This window comes from Streptomyces sp. NPDC029169, from assembly GCF_055563935.1.
Map to the genome: position 1 here is coordinate 495,204 of NZ_JBVHXA010000001.1, position 22,621 is coordinate 517,824.

Consider the following 22,621-nt stretch of genomic DNA (forward strand, 5'->3'; position numbering starts at 1 on the left):
TCAGAGGGGCAGCCGGTCTCAGAGGGTCGGGTGCGGGACGAAGCGGAAGCCGCTGCGGGGGCGGGTCGGGATGCGGTGGAGGGGGATCTTCAGGTCCTGCTCGGGGACGGTGTACTCCAGGCGGGCCAGTTCCCCGGCCAGCGCGGCCAGGACGGCGACGGTGATGTCCTCACCCGGGCAGCGGTGGCCGCTCTTGGCGTGTCCGCCGCCCTGCGGGATCAGCTCGTCGGGCAGCGGCGCGCGGCGCAGGAACCGCTCCGGGTCGAAGCGGTAGGGGTCGTGCCACAGCTCGGGGTCGTGGTTCTGGCCGTAGACGTCGAGCAGGAGGAGCGTGCCGGCCCGGATGTCCTGGCCGTCGAAGCGCAGGTCGTCGGCGGCGAGGCCGCCGATGAACGGGACGAACGGGTAGAACCGGCGGACCTCGTGGGCGAACGGCTCGGCGTAACCGCCCGCGTTCGTCTCGGGATACGGCTCCGCGAGCGTGCCGGCGTCCTCGCGCAGCAGCCGGCGGTGCCCGGGCCAGCGGTCCATGGCGTGGGCGGCGAAGACGAGGTACCAGGCGATGGCGACGGTGGGCCGCACGATGTTGAGCAGCTCCACGGCAGCCGTGTGCGTGTCAAGCCGCGAGCCGTCGGCGTCCCGGTGGCGCACGATCGCGTCGAACGGCGTGCCGGGTGCGTGGGCGGCTCCGCCGCGGGCCTCCTCGACCAGCCGGGCGAGCAGCTCCTCCTGCCGGGTGCGGGCGCGCCGGGCCCGCAGGTGGCGGGGGCCGGGGGTCGCGAAGCCGTCGACCATGGCGACGCAGTCCCGGGCCATGCGTACCGTCTGGCGTTCCGTCAGCGCGAGACCGGTCCAGGCGCAGACCGCGCGGGCCAGGATGAGCGCGGCCTCGTCGAAGAGCACCACCTCGCGGTCGTGGGGCGGGGCGAAGGCGCGCTGCCACTCGGCCGTGACGCGGTCGACGAGTTCGCCGACTCCGGCGGGTTCGGTGAGTTCGGCCAGGAGCATCGCTTTGCGCACGCGGTGCCGTTCGCCGTCCAGGGTGTGCACGGCGCCGCGGCCGAAGAGGGTGTCGAGGACGGGTCCGGGCAGGGCTCCGTGGCGGCGCACGTTCCGGGGGTCGTAGAAGAAGGCGACGCTGCTCGGCCCGTGCACGACGACCGCCGGCCGCCCGAAGAGCCGGGTCCGGACGAGGGCTCCGTCGGCGCGGCGGCGTAGGTCGGGGAGCCAGGCGTAGCCCTTGAGAAGCAGGGCGGCTGTGCTGTCGGGCGTCATGAGGGGCATGTCCGCCGGGTGCCCGGATCGCGGCGGAACACACCTGGGCGACGGACCTTTCACCCTGATGCACCGGCCCGGCCCGCCACCGTGGTCACAGCGACGACGCCCATCCCCACGCCCCTGGCCGGGTCACCGCTCGTGGAGTTCGTCGGGCCAGGGGTCGTGCTCCTGGTCCAGGGCCTGCTCACTGCGTTCCTTGAGCCGCTCGCCCTGTTCGCGCAGCCGGGCGGCCTCCTCGGGGTCGGTGCTCCGCTGCGCCCGCTGGAGGAGGTGCTCCGCCTTGTCGCGCTCGTACTGGGCGTGGGCGTGCGCGGCCACGCCCTCCCGCCGGTGCTCTCCGCTGTCGTCGTGCCCGGTCATGACGTACCTCCTCGGCCTGCGGCTGCCCGCCCGACGAGGGGCGAAACCCGGCCCCCCTCGCGCGGGGGCCGGGGCCGTCGCCGTACGGCTCAGTGCTCCTGGAGGACGGACAGGACGTTGCCCGCAGGGTCGGTGAACCAGGCGATCGCCGGGCCCTCGGGGGCCTGCACGATGCCCTTGGCGTCGTGCTCGAACTCCGGGTAGCGCTCCAGGGACACGCCCCGCTTGGCGAGCTCGTCGACGGCCACCTCGATGTCGTCCACGGGGAAGTTCAGGATGGTGAAGGACGCGGGCGTGTGGTTCTCCTTGGGGTAGACGAAGACATTCGCGCCGCTCCCCAGCTTGATGGTGAGCATCCGCATGTCCCCCTCTCCGGTCTCCTCCACCTGGAGGCCGAGGGTGTCGCCGTAGAACTGGCGGGCCTTGCCGAGGTCGTCGACCGAGAAGCCGCTGAACGCCTTCGACTGTCCGAACATGCCGTCTCCTTCGCGTGTGCCGTTCGGGATCTCCGAGGGCACACCCAGCGGACCACCATCCGGAAGCCCGCCACGCGGGCTCGCGTCCGGATGGTCGCCGCCGGTCACCCTCAGGGAGCGATCGGCAGCCGGCGCTTGTGGTCGGTGAGCTCGTAGCGGCGGACGATCGAGGCGAAGGCGGCCTCCGCGACCGGCTTGCCCTCCAGGAAGTCGTCGATGTCGTCGTACGTGACCCCGAGCGCGTCCTCGTCCGGCTTGCCCGGGTCGAGGGTCTCCAGGTCGGCCGTCGGGGTCTTCCACACCAGCTCGACAGGGGCGCCGAGGGCCTCGGCGCAGGCCCGGACGCGACGCTTGGTCAGGCCGGTCAGCGGGACGACGTCGGCCGCGCCGTCGCCGTACTTGGTGAAGAAGCCGGAGACCGCCTCCGCCGCGTGGTCGGTGCCGACCACGAGGCCGTCGTGGGCGCCCGCGACGGCGTACTGCGCGATCATGCGCTGCCGGGCCTTGATGTTGCCCTGGACGAAGTCCTGGTGGTGGGCGTCCCGGAAGGTGACCCCGCCGGCCAGGCAGGCGTCGAGGGCGGCGTCGCTCGACGGCTTGACGTCCACGGTCAGGACCCGGTCGGCGGCGATGAAGCCGAGGGCGAGCTGGGCGTCCTTCTCGTCGGCCTGGACGCCGTAGGGCAGCCGCATGGCGTAGAAGGTGGCGTCGTGGCCGGCAGCCCGGGCCCGCTCCACGGCGAGCTGGCAGAGCCGACCCGCGGTCGTGGAGTCCACGCCGCCGCTGATGCCGAGGACCAGGCTGCGCAGCCCCGTGGAGGTGAGGCGCTCGGTGAGGAAGGCCACCCGCCGCTCGATCTCGACGAGCGGATCGAAGGTCGGGGAGACCTCGAGCTCCCGGGCGATCTGCTGCTGCAGGGCGGTGGACGCCGCGTCGGTCACGGAGTGCTCCTCGGAGTGGTTCGGCGGTACGGAGGCCAGGTCGACTCTATGCGGACCGTCGCCCGGACAGCGCACAGGCCCTCACGCGGGCGGCCAGGCCCCGAATAACGGGCCTGTCTCTCACAAGTGCTTGCTGCAAGTTCCTGACCGATCTTTCAGCACCCGCCGTGGCCTCCCCGTCGCGGCCCTGCTCCGGAGAAGAGACGCATGCGACGCACTCCCCTCGGCGGTTCGGACGCGCCCCGGCGGCGGCCGCGGCGGCCGCCTGCCTGCTCGGGCTGCTCTCCGCCGCTCCCCCGGCCGAACCGGCCACCAATCCGCGGCGCCCGTCGCGGCCGCGGAGAACGCCGCGACGGCTGCACTACGCGCCCGACGGCGGCGCCTGGACCACCGTCCCCGGCGTGGCGATGGAGGCGGCCTGCACGGGTCGCTGATGTGGACCTTCCGCGGCATCCCCACCCTGTACTACGGCTCCGAGATCGAGTTCCAGAAGGGGAAGAAGATCGACTGCGGGCCCACCTGCCCGCTGTCGACCACCGGCCGTGCCTACTTCGGCGACCATCTCGCCGGGGAGGTGAAGGCGTCCGGCTTCTCGACCGTCGAGTCGGCGAGCGGCGCCGTCGTCCAGACCCTCGCCCAGCCGCTGGCCCGGCACGTCCAGCGGCTCAACCAGATCCGCCGCGCCGTCCCGGCCCTGCAGATGGGCCAGTACTCCACCGAGGGCGTCAGCGGGTCGATGGCGTACAAGCGCCGTTACACCTACGGCGGTGCGGACAGCTTCGCCCTCGTCACGGTCACCGGTGGCGCGACGTACACCGGCATCCCGAACGGCACCTACACCGACACCGTCACCGGCGGCACGCTGAGCGTCGCCGCGCCGGGGAAGGGCAATCTGCGGGTGTACATACTGAACGGGCCGGGCCGGGCCGGGCCGGGCCGGATCGGAACCGCGGGACCGTACCTGAGTTGACGCTCTCCCCCCGTGAACGGGGGAGATTCCCACCGTGCCGCCGCTGTTTCCAGCACGTGCGTAGTGGTTCCTGCTTCAGCACCCACCGCCCGGCGTGCCGGGTCTTACACGGGCTCCACAGGCGTTTTACGTGTCCGGGCGTCCCTCGGCCACGATGCGCCGTCCTTCACGGCGGATGTTGCGTTCGGCGTTCTCGTCCCGGTCGTGGACTGCTCCGCAGGAGCATGTCCACTTCCGGATCTTGAGTCCTTCCAGTCCCTTGGGTCCTTCGATGGATCCGCAGCCCGGCGCTGAGCAGAGCTGAGTGGACGGGAAGAACCGGTCCACCTTGGCGAAGGTGCGCCCGTACCGTGCGCATTTGGCTTCCAGGGTGCGGGCGAACATGCCCAAGCTCTGGTCGTGGACGGACTTGGCCCGCTTGCCCTTCTTCGATCCCATGCCCTTCACGTTCAGGTCCTCCACATAGACCGCTTGGCTGTCGCGGACGATGCGGGTGGTTTCCTGCTCGATGAAGTCGCGGCGCTTGTCCGCGATCTTGGCGTGCATCTTCGATACGGCGAGCTTGGCCTTGCGCCGGTTGTTGGAGCCCTTCTGAGCGCGGGACAGCTTGCGCTGAGCGCGGCGGAATTTCTTCTCCTGGCGGCGGAAGAACTTCGGGGAAGTGATCTTCCGGCCCCGCAGGACGGCGTAGGTGGACAGGCCCAGGTCGATCCCGGTTTCTGTCTCGTCCAGGTCCAGTTCTGGCAGCGGCTTGCCTTCGGCCTCCACCACGAACGAGGCGAAGTACCTGCCGGACGCGTCCTTGACAACGGTCACAGACGACGGGGCGGAGGGAAGTTCCCGGGACCAGCGGACCTTCACGTCGCCGATCTTCGGCAGGCGCAGCGCGCCGTCCTCGGTGATCGAGAAGCGGGCGTTGGCGGTGAAGCGGATGGACTGGCGGCTGGTCTTCTTCTTGAACTTCGGCGGCCCCATCTTCGGCCCCTTGCGGGTGCCGTTCTTGGAGGCGAAGAAGTTGGAGTACGCGGTCTCCAGGTCCCGAAGGGACTGCTGGAGCACTACGGCTGACGCATCGTCCAGCCAGTGCCGGTCTTCGGTCTTCTTGGCGTCGGTGACGAATCGCTTCGAGAGTTCCGCAGCGCTCGGGCGCTTGGCGCCCTGTTTGTAGGCGTCCTGACGGGCACTAAGTGCGTCATTGAAGACGACGCGGGCGCACCCGAACGCCCTCGCCAGCATGATCCGCTGCGGGGCGCTCGGGTACAGCCGGAACTGATACCTGAGCTTCATGCCGATCACCGTACTACAGTTGGTTTATGGCTGATATGCAGAACATCCGTACAGGCAGGCACTGTGCTTTCGCCCTCCATGCCCACTTGGTTTTCGTGACAAAGTACCGGCACAAGGTCTTCACCGACACCCACCTCAAGCGCATGGAGGAGATCATGCGCGCCGTGTGCGAGGACTTCGAGTGCGAGCTGGTGGAGTTCAACGGTGAGAACAACCACGTCCACCTCCTGGTGAACTTCCCGCCCAAGGTTGCCCTGTCCAAGCTGGTCAACTCGCTCAAGGGCGTCAGCTCCCGCAGGCTCCGCCACGAGTACCCGGAACTCGTCCGGCACTACTGGCGGGCGCAGCGGCTGTGGTCCGGCTCGTACTTCGCCGGATCGGTCGGCGGGGCTCCGCTGTCGATCGTCCGTCAGTACATCGAGCAGCAGAATCGTCCGATGTGACCTGCGGGTCAGAGCAGTTCTGAGAATCGCTTCACCACCGGGCTAAGAGGGTGTCTCACGTGGTGTGATGTCTGTGCGGCATGATGCTGGTCGTGGGCGCTGATCTGTCGCAGCGGCTGGTTCCTGATGGTCTGTGGGAGCTGGCCGCGCCGTTGCTGCCGCCGCTCAAGTCCCGTCCGCAGGGTGGCGGGACCGCTCCGCGCGACGAGCGGGCTGTGTTCACGGCGGTGGTGTACGTCCTGACCAGCGGGTGTGCCTGGCGGCATCTTCCGGAGACGTTCGGCGTCTCGCCCGCCACCGCGCACCGCCGGTTCACCGTGTGGACGAGGGCGGGGCTGTGGCGGCGGCTGCACCGGGCGGTCCTGGACGAGCTCGGTGCCCGGGGTGAGCTGGACTGGACCTCCGCGATCGTCGACGCCGCGCCGGTGCGGGCGAAAAGGGGGGTTCGCTGACCGGGCCGAACCCGGTCGATCGCGGCAAGCAGGGCAGCAAACTGCACGTCCTGTCCGAGGCCCGGGGCATCCCCCTGGCCGTCGCAGTGTCCGGCGCGAACACCCACGACAGCCAGGCCCTCAAACCGCTGATCCGCGGCATACCCGCCATCCGCTCCCGCCGCGGACCACGCCGGCGCCGACCGGCCAAGCTCCGCGCCGACAAGGCGTACTTCTCCGCCGACCACCTCACCTGCCTGCGCGAACGCGCAATCATCCCGCGCATCGCCCGTCCGGGCATCGAGTCGGGCGAACGGCTAGGCCGACACCGCTGGAAGATCGAAAGGTCGATCGCCTGGCTCTTCGGCGACCGCCGCCTCACCGTCCGATGCGAGCGAAAGGGCTCGCACTTCCTCGCCTTCCTCGGCCTCGCAGCCGCCCTGACCTGTTACAAGAAGCTCGCGAAACTCATGAGCCAAAGCTCAGGAGTTGTCACCAGCGGGACCGGCTGAGCTGGTGAATGGGGGCAGTCGAAGCAGCCTGGGTTGTCACCAATGAGGGGTGCGACTTGCCACAAACGCTCATTCAGCGTGCATGGCGGGCCGTATCTCGCAGTCGGGCTACTCGGTGATCAGCCCGCGAACTCGTCCTCGGAGCGGGTGTCGTGGGCCTTGCGCATGGACAGGACCTCGTCCACGTGCTCCTCGGCCCAGGTGGTGATCGGCTCCATGACGGGCCGCAGGGAGTGACCCAGCGGGGTCAGTTCGTACTCCACGCGGGGCGGGACCTCGGCGAAGACCGTGCGGGTGAGCAGGCCGTCGCGTTCCATCCCCCGCAGTGTGTAGGTGAGGACCTTGGGCGTCACGTGATGAAGCACCCCCCGCAGTTCACTGAACCGCATGGGGCCGTTGCCCAGGTTCAGCACGATCAGCACCGACCACTTGTCACCGATGCGGTCGAGTACCAGCCGGGACGGGCAGCAGATCTCGGAGTCGTCAGCAGCTTCCTTCTTCATACCCAAAGGGTATCTAAGTATCTTTGAAGTAACCAGTACCCGATTGATACCTTCTAGCTCACGGCGTGTGCGCGGCACACGCGATGACGACAGGAGGTCATGAGATGCGCATCTTGCTGTTCGGAGCCACCGGGATGATCGGCAGCCGGATCGCTGCCGACGCGGGCGAGCGGGGCCACGAGGTGACGGGTGTCACGCGCAGCGGGAGGGACGGCACCCTCGCGGCGGACGCGAGCGACGCCGACACCGTCGCGCGCCTGGCGGCCGGCCACGACGCGGTGGTCCTGGCGGTGGCACCGCCACGGGGCGGCAGCGAGGCCACCGAGTCGCTGCTGGAGGTGGGCCGGGGCGTTCTGGACGGCGTACGCAAGGCCGGGGTGCGTCGCCTGGCCGTGGTGGGCGGCGCGGGCATCCTGGAGGTCTCCCCCGGTGCACGGGTCGTCGACACCCCCGGGTTCCCCGAGGACGCCCTGCCGCCGGTTCGCGCCCAGGTGGCACTGTTCGAGCTTGTCCGGGACAACGCCGACGACCTGGAATGGACCTACCTCGCCCCGCCCGCGATGATCACGCCCGGCGAGCGCACGGGCGCGTACCGGGTAGGCGATCACCGACTGCTCAGCGACGGCGAGGGCAACAGCCACATCAGCACCGAGGACTACGCCGTCGCTCTCGTCGACGCGTTGGAGCGGGGCGAGCTCATCCGCCGCCTCGCCCACGTCGCGTACTGACCGGTTCACCCAAACGGAAAAGTTGGCACGTCACCGGCACGTGTTGTGTCGGTTGCCAACGAATATCAGAGGAGCACCACGTGACGAACAACGACAGCACCGCCGACGCGGTCGGCGTGGTCGACGCCTACGGCCAAGCACTACAGGCCGGTGACAAGGACACGATTCTGCGGCTCTACGCCGACGAATCCGAGATCATCCCCGAGGCCGCGCCCAGCCTGCGCGGCACGGATGCGATCGACTCCTTCTACACCGACACCTTCGCCGCCATCGGGTTCGAAGGCGACCTGCAGGTGGTCTCGGCCGAGGTCTACGACGAGATCGCGCTCGTCCGGTCCGAGCAGCCCATCGTTGTGGTCGCCGTCGCCGACGGCACCCGCACCAAGACCTACTTCCGCGAGCTGTTCGTGCTGCGTCACACCCCGGACGGGTGGCGCATCCACAAGTACATGTACTCCCAGAACCCGGCGCAGGCATAGAAGCCGACGGTCACCGACCACGGTCGCGAAAGGCGCACAAGCCCGAGGACCTGGGCCGGCTGTGGCTCGAGCGCGCCGAGGCCGGGGACACCGGCGGCGTGCTCGCGCTGCACGAGCCCATCGGGGCCCTGTACTTCCAGGGTTCGACCAGCACCGGCTACAGCGGACTGCGCAAAGCCTACGAGGCGATGCTTTGCAGTCCGGCCGGTGCCAACAAACCTGCCTATGTGACAACTATCGCGCTTCGGCTCAACTCACCACGTGAGACACCCTCTAAAGCCCGATGCACTGCGATTAGTCCCGGTAGCGTTTCCGTCGCGACCCGTCACTTCTCCTCTTCGGCCGGACCCAGGTGTTCGCCGGGGCGGGCGAGTTCCTCCACCGCCTCGGGGGCGACCACCGCGCCCGTGGACTTCTTGGCGCGCCGCAGCCTGCGCTCCAGCCAGCTTGCGAAGGTGGTGAGCGCGAAGTTCAGGATGACGAAGATGACGGCGACGACGGTGAAGCTGGCGATGGTGTTGGCGCCGTAGTTCGCGCTCATCGGGCGGACGGACGCGAGGAGTTCGGAGAAGCCGAGCATCGCGCCGCCGAGCGCGGTGTCCTTGACGATGACGACGAGCTGGCTGACGAGCGCCGGGAGCATCGCGGTGACCGACTGGGGCAGCAGGACGTTCGTCATCGTCTGGCCCTTGCGCATGCCGATCGCCTTGGCGGCGTCGGTCTGGCCTCTGGGCAGGGCGAGGATGCCGGCCCGGACCACCTCGGCGAGGACCGAGGCGTTGTAGAGGACGAGTCCGGTGACGACCGCGTAGAGGGGGCGGTTCTCCGGGCTGATGTCGGTGAACTCGGAGTAGGCGGCGTTGGCGAAGAGCATCAGGATCAGCACGGGGATGGCGCGGAAGAACTCCACGATCGTGCCGGCCGTGCCGCGGATCCACCAGTGGTCGGAGAGGCGCCCGATACCGAGGATTGCGCCCACGGGCAGGGCGATGACCACGGCGAGCGCGGCGGCGATGAGGGTGTTCTTCAGTGCGGGCAGGAGGAACGTCGACCAGGTGCGGGAGTCCGTGAAGAACGGGTCCCATTTGGCCCATTCGAGCTGGCCCTGATCGGCGAGGGTCACCAGGACCCACCAGATCAGCAGGCCGAGCGCGATCAGGAACAGCACGGTGTAGAGGATGTCGCGCCGTTTCGCGCGCGGTCCGGGGACGTCGTAGAGGACGGCGAGCTTCTCCTTCATCGCTTCACCGCCACCTTCTTGCTCACCCAGCCGAGGAAGAGCCCCATGGGGAGCGTGAGGCAGATGAAGCCGACCGCGAAGATCAGCGAGATGAGGATGAGCTGGGCCTCGTTCTCGATCATCTCGCGCATCAGCAGGGCGGCTTCGGCGACGCCGATGGCGGCGGCCACGGTGGTGTTCTTGGTGAGCGCGATCAGGACGTTGGCCAGCGGTCCGACGACCGAGCGGAACGCCTGCGGCAGCACGATCAGGCGCAGAATCTGGGGGAAGCTGAGCCCGACGGCGCGGGCGGCCTCGACCTGGCCGAGGGGGACGGTGTTGATGCCGGAGCGCAGCGCCTCGCAGACGAAGGCGGAGGTGTAGGCGATCAGTCCGAGGACGGCTAGCCGGAAGTTGATGGTGGTGAAGTCCTCGGCGCCGAGGTCGACGCCGAGGGTCTGGAACAGGCCGAGCGAGGTGAAGACGATGATGACCGTGAGGGGGATGTTACGGACGATGTTGACGTAGGCGGTGCCGAAGCCCCGCATCAGGGGGACGGGGCTGACGCGCATGGCGGCCAGCAGCGTCCCCCAGATCAGGGAGCCGATCGCGGAGTAGACGGTGAGCTGCACCGTCACCCAGAACGCTCCCAGCAGGTCGTAGCCTTCGAGGAAGTCGAACACGGCGACCCACTTACTTGACGACGACGCCGATCTCCGGCGCGGGCTCGTTCTTGTAGTTGGCCGGTCCGAAGTTCTTCTTCACGGCCGCGTCCCACGAACCGTCCGCGACCATCTTCTTCAGGGCGTCGTTGACCTGCGCCTTGAGTTCACTGCCCTCCTGGACGCCGATTCCGTAGTTCTCGTTGCTCAGCTTGAAGCCGCCGAGCTTGAACTTGCCTTCGTGCTCGGGCTGCGAGGCGTATCCGGCGAGGATCGCGTCGTCGGTGGTCAGCGCGTCGATCACACCGTTCTCCAGGCCGGTGAGGCACTCGGAGTAGCCGCCGTACTCCTGGAGCTGTGCGTTGGGGGCGATCTTGTCCTTGACGTTCTGCGCGGACGTGGAGCCGGTGACCGAGCAGAGCTTCTTGTTGTTCAGGTCCTCGGGCTTGGTGATGGAGTTGTCGTCCGCGCGGATCAGTACGTCCTGGTGGGCCAGGAGGTACGGACCGGCGAAGTCGACCTTCTCCTCCCGCTTGTCGGTGATCGAGTAGGAGGCCGCGATGAAGTCGACGTCGCCGCGCTGGAGCATCGTCTCCCGGTCGGCGCTCTTGGCCTCCTTCCACTCGATGTCACCGGGATCCCGGCCGAGCTGCTTGGCGATATACGTGGCCACGTCGACATCGAAGCCGGTGTAGTTGCCATCGGGGGTCTTGAGCCCGAGGCCGGGCTGGTCGAACTTGATGCCGACGGTGATCTTGTCGCCGGCGGTGGCGGCTCCGCCGCCTCCGCCGTCGTCGCCGCAGCCGGCCACGGAGAGGGAGAGGGCGAGCGCGGCTGCCGCGGCGACGCCGGCCTTGGTGAGTTTGCGCGGGTTCATGTGATCATCCCTGGGGGCTGCTGGGCGCGACCGGCCGTTCGGTTCAGTGGTGCAGGATCTTCGAGAGGAAGTCCTTGGCGCGGTCGCTGCTCGGATTGCTGAAGAACTGCTCGGGTGTCGTCTCCTCCACGATCCTGCCGTCCGCCATGAACACCACGCGGTTGGCGGCCGAATGGGCGAAGCCCATCTCGTGGGTGACGACGACCATGGTCATTCCGTCACGGGCGAGCTGCTGCATGACCTCGAGGACCTCGTTGATCATCTCGGGGTCGAGCGCGGAGGTCGGCTCGTCGAAGAGCATCACCTTCGGTTCCATGGCCAGCGCGCGGGCGATCGCGACGCGCTGCTGCTGGCCGCCGGAGAGCTGGGCGGGGTACTTGTCCGCCTGGTTGGCGACACCGACGCGTTCGAGCAGCTCGCGGGCCCGCTTCTCGGCGGCCTTCTTCTCCTTCTTGCGGACCTTGATCTGGCCGAGGGTGACGTTCTCGAGCACGGTCTTGTGCGCGAACAGGTTGAACGACTGGAACACCATGCCGACGTCGGCGCGGAGTGCGGCGAGCTCCCGGCCCTCGGCGGGCAGGGGCTTGCCGTCGATGACGATCTCGCCGGAGTCGATGGTCTCCAGCCGGTTGATGGCCCGGCAGAGGGTTGACTTCCCGCCGCCGGAGGGTCCGATGACGACCACGACCTCGCCCCGGCCGACGGTCATGTTGATGGACTGGAGCACGTGGAGTTCGCCGAAATGCTTGTTGACGTCTTTCAGCACGACGAGTTCGTCGGGCATGGCAGCCTCCTGGTCGGCCCGCGGCCACCTCTTCACGTTCATGCTCCGCCCTCGGCGGATTTACTGCACGCCGGACTGCGCCCGTCGGGGGCGGTGGTCTGCGCAGGGGCCGTAATGAAAACGATTGTCATACTGATATGGTCAATCCATCAACCATTCCTCGCACCTCCCGTTGAGGCACCTCCCTTGCGCCTGCCCGAAAACTCCCGCACCCAGCGCCGCGCCCTGCTGACCGTTCTTTCCGCCGGCGCCGCCTCCGTCCTGCTCACCGGCTGCTTCTCCGCCAACGGCACCGAGGCGAAGGGGCCCGGCGACGCCCGCGTGCGCGTCGCGATGATGCAGCCCCCGCGCTCCGGGCTCTCCCCGCTGTCGGACGACGCCTTCAAGCTGTCACGCTGGTCCACGGCCGAGACGCTCGTCCGGCTCGACCGGGACGGCAACGCCGTCCCCGCTCTGGCCACCGCATGGCGGCAGACCGGCCGGACCTGGACGTTCACGCTCCGCGAGGGCGTCACTTTCCACGATAGGACGCCCTTCACGGCCGACTCCGTCGTGAAGTCCCTGACCGTCGCCGCCGGCGCCTCCCCCAAGCCCCGCATCCTCGACGGCGTCGACCTCACCGTCCGCGCCACCGGCCCGCGCACGGTCACCGTCACCACGGCCGCCGCCGACCCCCTCGTACCGCAGCGCCTCAGCTCGCCGCAGCTGTCGATCCTGGCCGCCAAGGCGTACTCGGGGAAGACGGTCAGCCCGGTCGGCGCCGGCACCGGCCCCTTCGAGCTGGTGAAGGTGAACGGCACCGTCTCCGCCACGCTGAACCGTTACGACGGCTACTGGGGCGGCACGGCCAAGGCGTCCGGGATCGACGTGAAGTTCGTGCCGGACGGGACCGCGCGCGCCGCAGCCCTGCGCAGCGGCGAGGCCGACATCGCCGAGGCCGTGCCGGTCTCGCAGGCCGCGCTGCTCGATCCGAAGCTGATCACCGAAGTGCCGATGCCGCGCACCAACACGCTGTACCTCAACACCGAATCCGGCCCGTTCGAGGACCCCGCGCTGCGCGCCGCCGCCCGCGAGGCGATCGACGCCGGACAGATCGTCAAGGGCGTGTACGAGGGCAGGGCCGACGTCGCGCACGGGCTGCTCGGTCCCGCGCTGCCCTGGGCGGCGAAGCTGCGCGGGACGGTCGCGCACACGGCGGCCGGTACGCCGAAGGGGACCCGGATCACCATCGGCACCTTCACCGACCGGGCCGAGCTGCCCGAGGTCGCGCAGGTGCTCCAGCAGCAGCTCCAGGCGGCCGGCTTCACCGTCACCCTCGACGTGCGCGAGTACGCCACCATCGAGGCGGACGCGCTGGCCGGGAAGTTCGACGCCTTCATCCTGTCCCGGGCCACCGTCCTCGACTCCGGGGACCCGGCCGCGTACCTCTACAGCGACTTCGCGGGCGAAGGCTCCTTCAACATCTCCCAACTCGCCGACCCCGCCGTCGACCGGGCGCTGACCACCGCCTCGGAGACCGCGACGGGCGACGCCCGGCGCGCGGCCGTCATGGCGGCGGAGGCCGCGGTGCTCGCCACCGACGCCGCCGTGCCCCTGCTGCACGAGCGCGTCATCCAGGGCGACGCGGCGCACGTGAGCGGCGCCGCGCACGATCCACGGGAGCGCGAGCTCGTCACGATCGACACCTTCGTCAAGTGAGAGCGGCGCTCGCGAGGGCGGCCGGACTGGTCGCCGTCCTGACGGTGGCCGGGCTGCTGCCGTGGCTGTCCGGCAAGGACCCCGCGCTCAGCCTGCTGAGGGCCAGGTCCGCCGAACAGGAGCCGACGCCCGAGGCGCTGGCGTCCATCCGCGCGGATCTCGGCCTGGACGCGGGTCCGCTGGGTCTGCTCGCCCGGTGGGCGAGCGGCCTGCTCCACGGCGATCTGGGGGTCTCCTGGGTCTCCGGCACGGACGTCCTGCCGTCGGTAACGGCCGGGCTCCAGGTCTCGTCGGCCCTGATGGGCGCGGCCCTCGCGGTGGCGCTGCTCGTCGGCGGGGCGCTCGCCGCGCCCGTGCTCGTGCGCGGACGGGGTACGACGGGAGCCCTGGCCGCGGTCCTCGCCGCCGTCCCGGAGTTCCTGCTCTCGCTCGGACTGCTGATCGTGGCCGGCGTGTGGCTCGGCTGGTTCCCGACCTCCGGCTGGGCCGGACCGGAGCACCTCGTTCTGCCCGCGCTCGCGCTGGGCGTTCCGGCGGGGGCTCTCCTCGGCCGGCTGGTCGCCGATGCCCTGCCGGCCGTGCTCGACGAGCGCTGGGTGGAGCTGTGGCGCGGTGCGGGCGTCGGCCGGAGGCAGATCGCAGCGGCCGCCGTGCGTCGCGTACTCCCGTCGCTGGTCCCGCAGTTCGGGATGGTGGCGGTCGGCCTGACGGGCGGCGCGGTCGCCGTCGAGACGGTCTTCGCGATTCCGGGCCTCGGCCGTACGGCTCTGGGGGCGGCCAAGTCGCAGGATCTGCCGCTGCTCCAGGGTGCGGTCCTGGCGCTGCTCGCACTGGGTCTCCTGACGGGTGCCCTCGCGGCCGCCGTACGGCGCAGGCTGCTCGGCCCCGCGCTGCGCGACGCGGGCCTCACGCTGCCCGCCGCCCGTCCGGTCCGGGTCCCCCTCGCCGTTCCGGTCGTGCTGGGCATCGTCCTGGCCGTCGTGGTCGGCTGGGGCCTGCTGCGGGAGCCGTACACGATCGACACCGCCGCCCGGCTGACGGCACCCTCGGCGGCGCACCCGCTCGGGACCGACGCCCTGGGCCGGGACGTGCTCGCCCGGCTCGGGCACGGTGCCGCGTCGACGGTCGGCACGGCCGCGGTCGTCTGTCTGCTCGCGTACCTCGCGGCGCTGGCGCTCGGCTTCCTGCCCCACCTGGCCGCGGGGCTCGCCGACATCGCGAACTCCGTGCCGCCCGTCGTCGCGGGCATCCTGGTCGCCGCCGCGACGGGCCCTGGCACCGGCGCGGCGACGCTTGCCGTCACGCTGGTCTCCTGGCCGCCGCTCGCGGCCCACGCCGCGGCGCTCACCCAGGAGATCCGGGCCTCCGGGTTCCTCATGGCCCAGCGGGCGATGGGCGCGAGCCCGCTGTGGATCCTCGGCCGGCACGTCCTGCCGTCGGTCGCGGCGCCGGTCGCCCGGCACGCTGTCCTTAGGCTGCCCGGCATCGCGCTCGCCCTGGCCTCGCTCGGCTTCCTCGGGCTCGGTGCCCAGCCGCCGTCCCCGGAGTGGGGGCTGCTGCTCGACGAGTCCGCCGACTACGTGGAGCGGGCGCCGGTGGCGGCCCTCGCGCCGGCGGTCGCGCTGGCGCTGCTCGCCGCGCTCGCCGTCACCCTGTCGGGGACGACGGTGCGGCGTGACCGCACCCGTACCCGTACCCGTTCCGTATCGCTGCGAAGGAAGGCGACCCGTGCCCCGGTCCGACACGTCTGACACGTCCGACCCGTCCGACACTCTGCTCTCGGTCCGTGGGCTGCGCGTCGGGTTCGACGGCGTGGACGTGGTCCGAGGTGTGTCGTTCGAGGCCCGCGCGGGTGAAGTCCTGGCCCTGGTGGGCGAGTCGGGCGCGGGGAAGTCGCTGACCGCCCGCGCCCTGCTCGGGATCGTCCCACGCGGGGCGGCGGTCTCCGGCGAGGTTCTGCTCGGGGGTTCCCCGGTCACGCCGGCCGACTGGGGCCGTCGGCTCGCGCTCGTCCCGCAGGACGCGCTCTCCGCCCTCTCCCCCGTCCACCCGGTCGGTGACCAACTCGCCCTCGCTCTCAGGTCCGTTCAGGGACTGTCGAGGAAGGAGGCGCGGCGGCGGGCCGAGTCGGCGCTGGAACAGGTCGGCATCCCGGCCGCCACGTCCCGTGCCTACCCGCATGAGTTCTCGGGTGGCATGCGCCAACGCGCCGTGCTCGCCATGGCGTTGGTGAACGATCCCGTTCTCGTCGTCGCCGACGAACCGACCACGGCGCTCGATCCGGAGGCGCAGGAGAAGGTCCTGGGCCTGCTGCGCGAGCGATGTGCGGCCCGGGGCGCCTCGCTCGTCCTTGTCACCCACGACCTCGACGTCGTACGGGCTCACGCCGACCGCATGGCGGTCATGTACGCCGGCGTGCTCGCCGAACACGGTCCGGTGGACCGGGTCCTCGCCGACCCGCTCGCGCCGTACACCGCGGGCCTGTTGGCCTCTCTGCCCACCGCCGACACCGTTCCCCGGACCCGGCTGGCCGCCCTTCCCGGCCGGCCGCCGGCGCCCGGCGAGCTGCCGACGGGCTGCGCCTTCGCTCCCCGCTGCGCGCGGGCCACCGATCGCTGCACCACCGAACGGCCCGACCCTCGCCCCCTCGACGGGCGCGAGGTCGCCTGCCACCACGCCGTCCTGGAGACCGTATGAGCCCCCTGCTCGAAGTCCGCGACCTGGTCGTACGGTACGGCGGATCCACCGCCGTCGACGGCGTCTCCTTCCACGTGGGGGCGGGTGAGACCGTGGGTCTGGTCGGTCCGTCCGGCTGCGGGAAGTCGTCGACGGCGGCCGCCGTCCTGCGGCTGCGGCGGCCGCACAGCGGTGAGGTCCGGTTCGACGGTCTGGAGCTGACCGCGCTGAGCGAGCGGCGGCTGCGCGCGGTCCGGCCGCGTCTCCAGCCCGTGTTCCAGGATCCGTACGGTTCGCTCAGTCCGCGCCGGCGGATCGCCGCGCAGATCGCCGAACCGCTGCGCGTGCAGGGTCGCTGGTCACGGCCCGCCGGGCCGGAACGGGTCGCCGAACTCCTCGACCTGGTAGGCCTGGACGCCGCGCTCGGCGAGCGGCTTCCGCACGAGCTGTCCGGCGGGCAGTGTCAACGCGCGGGGATCGCCCGCGCCCTGGCGAGCTCGCCCGAGCTGCTCGTCCTGGACGAACCGGTCTCGGCCCTCGACCCGTCCCTGCGGGCGGGGATCCTCAACCTTCTCCTGGACCTCCAGGACCGGCTCGGGCTCGGCTACCTGTTCATCTCGCACGACATGGCGGCGGTCCGGCACATCGCCGACCGGGTCCTCACCATGCGGGAGGGGAGGATCGTCCCCCGTCAGTCCGTCGAGGGGGTCGAGGCCGTCGAGGCCGTCGAGTCCGTCGAGGACGTCGACGTCAGATAGGCGATGACCATGTCGCCCAGCATCGTCCGGTAGTGCTCGCGCAGCGGCGCCTCGGTGAGGTCGCGGCCGAAGAGCGTACGGAAGGTGTGCCGGTTGGAGATCCGGAAGAAGCAGAACGAGCTGATCATCGCGTGCAGGTCCACGGCGTCCACCTGCGCGGTGAACACGCCCTCGGCGCGTCCCGCCTCCAGGATGCGGGCGATGACGTCGATCGCGGGCGAGCTCAGTGAGCTGAGGCTCGGCGAGGAGGCGATGTGCTCCGCCTCGTGGATGTTCTCGATGCTGACCAGGCGGATGAAGTCGGGGTGCGCCTCGTGGTGGTCGAAGGTGAGCTCGGCCAGCCGGCGGATCGCCGACACCGGGTCCAGGTGCTCGACGTCGAGCTGCTGCTCCTCCTCGCGGATGACGGTGTAGGCCCGTTCGAGGACGGCGGTGAAGAGCCGCTCCTTGTTGCCGAAGTAGTAGTAGATCATTCGCTTCGTCGTCCGCATCCGGGCGGCGATCTCGTCCACCCGGGCGCCCGCGAAGCCCAGGCGGGCGAATTCCTCCGTGGCCACGTCGAGGATCTCCGCCCGCGTCCGGGCCGCGTCCCGGGTGCGCTTGGCGGGCTCTGCGGGCTGGGTGGACGGGGGAACGGCGGCGGCCATGCGGCTCCTCGGGGCGGTCTGTCCGGCGACGGCCAGTCTAGCCGCGGGCTCCCCGGGGTCAGCCGTGCGTCCGTGCGAGCTGGGCGGCCAGGCGGACGGGGGCGTTCTGGGCTCCGTACCCCCGGTAGCCGCCGATGCGCTGGACGAGTTCGAAGAAGACGCGGCCGACGGTGACGGTGTAGCAGTGGAGGAACTCCCCCTGTGCGTCCCGGTCGTAGAGGATGCCGAGCTCGGCGTAGGCGGCGAGGGTGTCGGAGTCCAGGGCGTGGCGGGCGTCGAGGTCGTCGTAGTAGTTGGCGGGGATCGGCAGCAGACGCGCGCCCCGGTCGCGGATCCGGCGGGCGGTGGTGACGAGGTCGTCGGTGGCGAGCGCGATGTGCTGGACGGGGGCGCGGTCGGCGCCCGGCGCGGGGGCGACGTTGAGCACGATACGTACGCCGCCGTCAGGCCCGGCCACGGCCCGGCTGCGCCGCAGGCCGTACGGGTCGGCGAGGTCGACGCTGTCGTCGGCCGCGAGCCCCGGCACGCTCGTCCAGAACAGCGAGGCCTCGTCGAACTGGTGCCAGGGCTGGGTGAGCGCGATGTGGTCGATGCGGCGGATCCCGGCGGGATCGGCGTCTGGCGTCGGTACGCCGGTGGGGTCGGGGTCCCCGGTGGCGTCGCGGGTGACGTCGCGGGTGAAGTCGGTGGTCCAGGAGGGGTGGTCGGGCGTGTCGGTGCGGCAGAAGAACAGCTCGGTGGCGTCGGGCGCGGCGACCGCGTCAAGCGGCGCTTCCCCCGGCGCGCGGCGGCGCGGGACTACCGGGGCGAGCATGGCCTCCGCACGGCGTACGGACCGGGCGGGGTCCGGGGTCTCGACTCCGACGGCGGTCAGCTCCGGGCCCTGCCGGCCGCCGCCCGTACCGGTGTTGAGCAGGATCCTGGCGTCTCCCTGCCGCCACAGTTCGACGGGCTTGGAGGTGTGCCGGCCGGTACGGGTGAAGCCGAGCGCGCCGAGCAGGCCGCGCAGCGGTTCGGTGTCGGTGGCGGCCAGTTCGGCGAAGGCGAAGCCGGACGGCACGGCCGGGGCGGGCGGGGCGGTGAGACCGGCCTGCTCCTCCAGGAGGAGCAGGGAGCGCAGCGCATCGACGGCGGTGGAGGCCGCGCCGGCCTGCCGGAAGACGTCGTTGAACACCTCCAGGGACAGCGGCCCCTGGTATCCGGCGCGCACGGCCGCGGACACGAGGCCTGCGACGTCCAGTCCGCCCTGACCGGGGAAGCAGCGGTGGTGGCGGCTCCACTGCAGGACGTCCATCCCCATCAGGGGCGCGTCGGCGAGCTGGAGGAAGAAGATCTTCTCGCCGGGGATGCCGGCGATGCCCGCGGGGTCGGAGCCCCGGGACAGGATGTGGAAGCTGTCGAGGCAGGTGCCGAGGGCCGGGTGGTCGGCCAGCTCGACCACGCGCCAGGCGTGGTCGTACGTGTGGATGTGGCGGCCCCACGCCAGCGCCTCGTAGGCGATGCGGATGCCGTGGGCGTCGGCGCGCTCGGCGAGGAGGCGCAGATGCGCGGCGGCGAGCGCGTCGTCGTCGGCCGCGTCGGGGTCGACGCTGGAGCAGACGAGGAGGAGGTCGGCGCCGAGGCGTTCCATGAGGGCGAACTTGTACTCGGCGCGCCGGAGGTTGTGCGCGAGCCGCTCGGCCGGGACGGCCTCGAAGTCGCGGAACGGCTGGTAGAGCTCGATGCGCAGGCCCAGGTCGGCGCAGCGCAGCCGGATCTCCTCGGGGCTGAGGGGGCCGGCGAGCAGATCGTTCTCGAAGATCTCCACGCCGTCGAAGCCGGCCGCGGCGATGGCGGTGAGCTTCTCGGAGAGGGGCCCGCTGAGGGAGACGGTGGCGATGGACTTGCGGAAGCGGATCAAGGGCGTCGGGTGATTCACGGAGTTCCTCCGTTGAGGCCGGGGTGGTGGCGACTGAGGCGTGGTGGTGGTGGCTGAGGCAGGGCGGGTACGGCTCAGGGCCGGGGTAGCGGCTCGGGCCTGGCGGGTGGCGGCTCAAAGCCAGCGGCGGCCCGGGGCCGGGCGGGTGGCGGCTCAGGCTGGGGTGGTGGCGAGGGCGGCCAGGTGGGCGAGCATGTGGTCGGTGTGCGGGGCGAGGCCGGTGAAGAGCCGGAAGGCGTCGGCGGCCTGGAAGACGGCCATGCCGCCGCCGTCGAGGGTGCGGCAGCCGGCGGCGCGGGCCGCGCGGAGCAGCCCGGTCTCCAGCGGGCGGTAGACGACCTCGGCCACCCACAGGTCCGGGCGGAGCAGCTCGGCGGGGACGGGGAGTCCGGGGTGGGCGGCCATGCCGGTGGGGGTGGCGTGGACGAGCCCGTCGGCGCCCGCGAGCCGGTCCGCCGCCTCGCTCGCCGTCGCGGACGCGGCACGGCCGGGGCCGAAGCGGGCGTTGAGGGCGTCGGCGAGGCCCGCGGCGCGGGCCGGATCGGTGTCCAGGACGGTGAGGCGGTCGGCGCCGAGGGTGAGCAGGGCGTGCGCCACGGCGGCGCCGGCCCCGCCCGCGCCGAGCTGGACGACCTCCCGGGTGGGGGCGTCGGGGAGTCCGCGGGCGAAGGACTGGGCGAATCCCGTGACGTCGGTGTTGTGGCCGACGGCGCGCCCGGCGCGGAAGACGACGGTGTTCACGGCGCCGAGTTCGGCGGCCTCGGGGGCGAGTTCGTCCAGGTGCTCGATCACGAGCTGCTTGCAGGGGTGGGTGATGTTCAGCCCGTCGAAGCCGAGGAGCCGGGCGGCGTGGACCAGGTCGCCGACGTCGTGGGGTTCGACGTCGAGGGTGTCGATGTCGAGGGTGCGGTAGACGAGGCGCACGCCGTGCCGGTCGGCCTCGGCCTCGTGGAGGGCAGGGCTGAGGGAGGGGCCGATGCCGGAGCCGATCAGGCCGGTGAGGTACGAGGTCATCGGGCGGTTCCCTGGGTGAGCTGGGCGAGGTGGGTCAGCGCGAGGGCGTAGCCGTGGGCGCCGGCGCCGCAGATCACGGCGTCGGCGACACCGGAGACGTAACTGTGGTGCCGGAACGGCTCGCGGCGGTGGATGTTCGACAGGTGCACCTCGACGACGGGCAGTCCGACGGCGGCCACGGCGGCGAGGGCGTCGCGCAGGGCGACGGAGGTGTGGCCGTAGCCGGCGGGGTTGACGACGATGCCGCGGTGGGCGGTGCGCGCCTCCTGGACGGCGTCGATGAGAACGCCCTCGTGGTTGGACTGGCGGAAGTCGACGCGCAGACCGAGGCGCTCGCCGGTGTCGTGGCAGAGCCGCTCGATCGTGTCGAGCGTGTCCGTGCCGTAGATCGCGGGCTCGCGCAGGCCCAGGAGGTTGAGGTTGGGCCCGTTGAGGACGAGGACGGGGGTCGCTGGGGTCTCCATGACGAACTCCTCATTGTACGAACTGGTTAGTTAAGGAAATCGCGCGCAGGGCCCCTCGGGGAAGGCCGCCGAGGGGCCCGGGCGTGGTGTCGCGGAAGCCGGGAGGGCTCAGAGAGCAGCGGACTCGCGCGCCGGAACCGCGGCGGTTCCGGCCTGCGGGCGCAGCCCGAGGTCCGCGGTGGGGACGCGGTGCGTCTCACGGCCGGTGGCCACGGCGATCGAGCAGATGACGCAGAAGACCGCGGTGAAGAGGGCGACACCCTTCCAGTCGTCCCCGCCCGGGCCCGCGATCTGCGCCGCGAAGGTGACCGCGAACCCGGCCACGGCGAAGCCGATCTGGGTGCCCACGGCCATACCGGAGAGCCGGACCCTGGCCGGGAACATCTCGCCGTAGAAGGAGGGCCAGATGCCGTTGGCCGCGCTGTAGACGACACCGAAGAAGAGCAGTCCGGTCGCGAAGACGAGCGGATAGCTGCCGGTGGAGATCGCCCAGAGGTAGACGAAGACCATGACCCCGCTGCCGAGCGAACCGACGAGGAAGACGGGCTTGCGGCCGATCCGGTCGGACAGCCGGGCCCACAGCGGGATGGCCAGCAGCGCGACACCGTTCGCGCAGCCGTTGACCCAGAGCATGCTCGTCTTGTCGAACCCGACGGCGTCGCTCGTCGCGTACGTCAGGGCCCAGACGGAGAAGATCGTGCTGACGGTGGCGACCAGCGCCGCCGCGACCACCCGCAGGACGTCCGCCCAGTGGTTCCCGAGCAGCTCCGCGAGCGGCATCCGGGCCACGTCGCGCTCGGCGGTCGCCTGCTGGAAGACGGGGGTCTCGTCGAGCGTGCGGCGGATGACGTAGCCGACGACGGCGACGACGACGCTCAGCAGGAACGGGACGCGCCAGCCCCAGCTGTAGAGCTGCTCGTCGGGGAGCGCGGCGACCGGGATGAAGACGAGGGTGGCGAGGATCTGGCCCGCCTGGGTGCCGTTGAGGGTGAAGCTGGTGTAGTAGCCGCGCCGGTGTTCGGGCGCGTGTTCCAGCGTCATCGCGTTGGCGCTGGCCTGCTCGCCGGCCGCCGACAGGCCCTGGCACACGCGCATCAGGACGAGCAGGGCGGGCGCGAGGACACCGGCCTGCGAGTACGTCGGCAGGCAGCCGATGAGGAACGTGGACAGGCCCATGAGCACGAGCGTCCACACCATGATCGTCCGGCGGCCGACCCGGTCGCCGATGTGTCCGAGGACGAGCGCCCCGACGGGGCGGGCCGCGTAGGCGACACCGAAGGTCGCGAGCGAGACGAGGGTGGCGGTGGCCGGGTCGGAGGGGTCGAAGAAGACCTTGGGGAAGACGAGGGCCGCGGCGCTTCCGTAGATGAAGAAGTCGTAGTACTCGAGCGCGCTGCCGATCCAGGCGGCGAAGGCGGCCTTGCGGGGCTTGCCCTGGGGTGGACCGGCGGGCGCCAGGTCGGCCTGCGGGGGAACGGACACGTGAACTCCTCGGA

At 71.0% G+C, this 22,621-nt stretch carries 24 protein-coding genes and 1 pseudogene; 10 read left to right on the forward strand and 15 right to left on the reverse strand.

All coding sequences use genetic code 11. The annotated features are described in order from the left end of the window. Positions 1-18: 18 nt before the first annotated feature. The 4 genes from ACZ4VI_RS02025 to nadE form a co-directional block, all read right to left on the reverse strand. Positions 19-1,275 (reverse strand): cytochrome P450, encoded by a 1,257-nt coding sequence (locus ACZ4VI_RS02025; RefSeq protein WP_467996266.1) that lies wholly within the window; start codon positions 1,273-1,275, stop codon positions 19-21. Positions 1,276-1,407: 132 nt separating this feature from the next. Continuing rightward, entirely contained in the window at positions 1,408-1,638 is a 231-nt protein-coding gene (locus ACZ4VI_RS02030; protein ID WP_467995740.1) for a DUF6381 family protein, read from the reverse strand. Between the two features lie 89 nt (positions 1,639-1,727). Then, positions 1,728-2,114, reverse strand: coding sequence for a VOC family protein (locus ACZ4VI_RS02035; protein ID WP_467995742.1), 387 nt, complete (start codon positions 2,112-2,114; stop codon positions 1,728-1,730). Between the two features lie 110 nt (positions 2,115-2,224). Then, positions 2,225-3,055 (reverse strand): ammonia-dependent NAD(+) synthetase, encoded by an 831-nt coding sequence (nadE, locus tag ACZ4VI_RS02040; protein WP_467995744.1) that lies wholly within the window; start codon positions 3,053-3,055, stop codon positions 2,225-2,227. Between the two features lie 167 nt (positions 3,056-3,222). Between nadE and ACZ4VI_RS02045 the strand changes: the two genes are divergently transcribed. Together ACZ4VI_RS02045 and ACZ4VI_RS02050 are read left to right on the forward strand one after the other, a co-directional pair. Beyond that, positions 3,223-3,489, forward strand: coding sequence for a carbohydrate binding domain-containing protein (locus ACZ4VI_RS02045; protein ID WP_467996268.1), 267 nt, complete (start codon positions 3,223-3,225; stop codon positions 3,487-3,489). Then, positions 3,483-4,025, forward strand: a pseudogene (locus tag ACZ4VI_RS02050) (alpha-amylase); the annotation flags it as partial. The gene ACZ4VI_RS02045 and the pseudogene ACZ4VI_RS02050, both read left to right, overlap by 7 nt. Positions 4,026-4,151: 126 nt before the next feature. Here ACZ4VI_RS02050 and ACZ4VI_RS02055 read toward each other — a convergent pair. Beyond that, a complete protein-coding gene (locus ACZ4VI_RS02055; protein ID WP_467995746.1) occupies positions 4,152-5,312 on the reverse strand; it encodes an RNA-guided endonuclease InsQ/TnpB family protein in 1,161 nt (386 codons plus the stop codon). Between the two features lie 26 nt (positions 5,313-5,338). On the opposite strand from ACZ4VI_RS02055, the gene tnpA reads away from it, so the two are divergent. Further along, the gene (gene tnpA / locus ACZ4VI_RS02060) at positions 5,339-5,755 is read left to right on the forward strand and encodes an IS200/IS605 family transposase (RefSeq protein ID WP_467995748.1); all 417 of its coding nucleotides are present in this window, start codon (positions 5,339-5,341) and stop codon (positions 5,753-5,755) included. Positions 5,756-5,838: 83 nt separating this feature from the next. After that, positions 5,839-6,698, forward strand: a protein-coding gene (locus tag ACZ4VI_RS02065; RefSeq protein ID WP_467996269.1) for an IS5 family transposase whose coding sequence is annotated in 2 segments (ribosomal slippage) — positions 5,839-6,190 and positions 6,190-6,698 — 861 coding nt in all. Because the reading frame shifts where the segments join, the coding sequence is not laid out codon by codon here. A gap of 119 nt (positions 6,699-6,817) precedes the next feature. Here the strand turns inward: ACZ4VI_RS02065 and ACZ4VI_RS02070 are convergent. Continuing rightward, positions 6,818-7,201, reverse strand: coding sequence for a winged helix-turn-helix transcriptional regulator (locus tag ACZ4VI_RS02070; RefSeq protein ID WP_467995750.1), 384 nt, complete (start codon positions 7,199-7,201; stop codon positions 6,818-6,820). Between the two features lie 104 nt (positions 7,202-7,305). Between ACZ4VI_RS02070 and ACZ4VI_RS02075 the strand changes: the two genes are divergently transcribed. Next, on the forward strand, positions 7,306-7,929 hold the full coding sequence (locus tag ACZ4VI_RS02075) for an NAD(P)-dependent oxidoreductase (RefSeq protein WP_467995752.1): 624 nt from the start codon (positions 7,306-7,308) through the stop codon (positions 7,927-7,929). Between the two features lie 80 nt (positions 7,930-8,009). Next, entirely contained in the window at positions 8,010-8,408 is a 399-nt protein-coding gene (locus ACZ4VI_RS02080) for a YybH family protein (protein WP_467995754.1), read from the forward strand. A 325-nt stretch (positions 8,409-8,733) separates the two neighbouring features. On the opposite strand, the gene ACZ4VI_RS02085 is transcribed toward ACZ4VI_RS02080, so the two are convergent. Genes ACZ4VI_RS02085 through ACZ4VI_RS02100 form a run of 4 tightly spaced genes read right to left on the reverse strand, consistent with a single transcriptional unit; the run spans position 8,734 to position 11,950 of the window. Further along, positions 8,734-9,648: an amino acid ABC transporter permease gene (locus ACZ4VI_RS02085; RefSeq protein ID WP_467995756.1), complete on the reverse strand. Its 915-nt coding sequence runs from the start codon at positions 9,646-9,648 to the stop codon at positions 8,734-8,736. Then, positions 9,645-10,310, reverse strand: coding sequence for an amino acid ABC transporter permease (locus tag ACZ4VI_RS02090; protein ID WP_467995758.1), 666 nt, complete (start codon positions 10,308-10,310; stop codon positions 9,645-9,647). Before ACZ4VI_RS02090 ends, ACZ4VI_RS02085 begins: the two co-directional genes overlap by 4 nt. Before the next feature lie 10 nt (positions 10,311-10,320). Continuing rightward, positions 10,321-11,166: a glutamate ABC transporter substrate-binding protein gene (locus ACZ4VI_RS02095; protein ID WP_467995760.1), complete on the reverse strand. Its 846-nt coding sequence runs from the start codon at positions 11,164-11,166 to the stop codon at positions 10,321-10,323. A 43-nt stretch (positions 11,167-11,209) separates the two neighbouring features. Continuing rightward, on the reverse strand, positions 11,210-11,950 hold the full coding sequence (locus tag ACZ4VI_RS02100; protein WP_467995762.1) for an amino acid ABC transporter ATP-binding protein: 741 nt from the start codon (positions 11,948-11,950) through the stop codon (positions 11,210-11,212). A gap of 186 nt (positions 11,951-12,136) precedes the next feature. Between ACZ4VI_RS02100 and ACZ4VI_RS02105 the strand changes: the two genes are divergently transcribed. Genes ACZ4VI_RS02105 through ACZ4VI_RS02120 form a run of 4 tightly spaced genes read left to right on the forward strand, consistent with a single transcriptional unit; the run spans position 12,137 to position 17,082 of the window. Then, positions 12,137-13,648, forward strand: coding sequence for an ABC transporter substrate-binding protein (locus tag ACZ4VI_RS02105; RefSeq protein ID WP_467995763.1), 1,512 nt, complete (start codon positions 12,137-12,139; stop codon positions 13,646-13,648). Next, positions 13,645-15,399 (forward strand): ABC transporter permease subunit, encoded by a 1,755-nt coding sequence (locus ACZ4VI_RS02110; RefSeq protein WP_467995765.1) that lies wholly within the window; start codon positions 13,645-13,647, stop codon positions 15,397-15,399. The genes ACZ4VI_RS02105 and ACZ4VI_RS02110 overlap by 4 nt, the downstream gene beginning before the upstream one ends. After that, complete coding sequence (locus ACZ4VI_RS02115) at positions 15,377-16,345, forward strand: ABC transporter ATP-binding protein (protein WP_467995767.1); 969 nt, start codon at positions 15,377-15,379, stop codon at positions 16,343-16,345. The genes ACZ4VI_RS02110 and ACZ4VI_RS02115 overlap by 23 nt, the downstream gene beginning before the upstream one ends. After that, positions 16,342-17,082, forward strand: coding sequence for an ATP-binding cassette domain-containing protein (locus tag ACZ4VI_RS02120; RefSeq protein WP_467995768.1), 741 nt, complete (start codon positions 16,342-16,344; stop codon positions 17,080-17,082). The genes ACZ4VI_RS02115 and ACZ4VI_RS02120 overlap by 4 nt, the downstream gene beginning before the upstream one ends. On the opposite strand, the gene ACZ4VI_RS02125 is transcribed toward ACZ4VI_RS02120, so the two are convergent. The 5 genes from ACZ4VI_RS02125 to ACZ4VI_RS02145 all read right to left on the reverse strand — a co-directional run bounded on the left by ACZ4VI_RS02125 (position 17,016) and on the right by ACZ4VI_RS02145 (position 22,607). Further along, on the reverse strand, positions 17,016-17,729 hold the full coding sequence (locus ACZ4VI_RS02125) for a TetR/AcrR family transcriptional regulator (RefSeq protein ID WP_467995770.1): 714 nt from the start codon (positions 17,727-17,729) through the stop codon (positions 17,016-17,018). The genes ACZ4VI_RS02120 and ACZ4VI_RS02125 overlap by 67 nt on opposite strands. 58 nt (positions 17,730-17,787) lie before the next feature. Next, the gene (locus tag ACZ4VI_RS02130) at positions 17,788-19,647 is read right to left on the reverse strand and encodes a bifunctional sugar phosphate isomerase/epimerase/4-hydroxyphenylpyruvate dioxygenase family protein (RefSeq protein WP_467995772.1); all 1,860 of its coding nucleotides are present in this window, start codon (positions 19,645-19,647) and stop codon (positions 17,788-17,790) included. 153 nt (positions 19,648-19,800) lie between these two features. Next, positions 19,801-20,661: a shikimate dehydrogenase gene (locus ACZ4VI_RS02135; RefSeq protein ID WP_467995774.1), complete on the reverse strand. Its 861-nt coding sequence runs from the start codon at positions 20,659-20,661 to the stop codon at positions 19,801-19,803. Then, positions 20,658-21,125: a type II 3-dehydroquinate dehydratase gene (aroQ, locus tag ACZ4VI_RS02140; protein WP_467995776.1), complete on the reverse strand. Its 468-nt coding sequence runs from the start codon at positions 21,123-21,125 to the stop codon at positions 20,658-20,660. The genes ACZ4VI_RS02135 and aroQ overlap by 4 nt, the downstream gene beginning before the upstream one ends. 108 nt (positions 21,126-21,233) lie before the next feature. Continuing rightward, complete coding sequence (locus ACZ4VI_RS02145) at positions 21,234-22,607, reverse strand: MFS transporter (RefSeq protein ID WP_467995777.1); 1,374 nt, start codon at positions 22,605-22,607, stop codon at positions 21,234-21,236. Positions 22,608-22,621 lie beyond the last annotated feature (14 nt).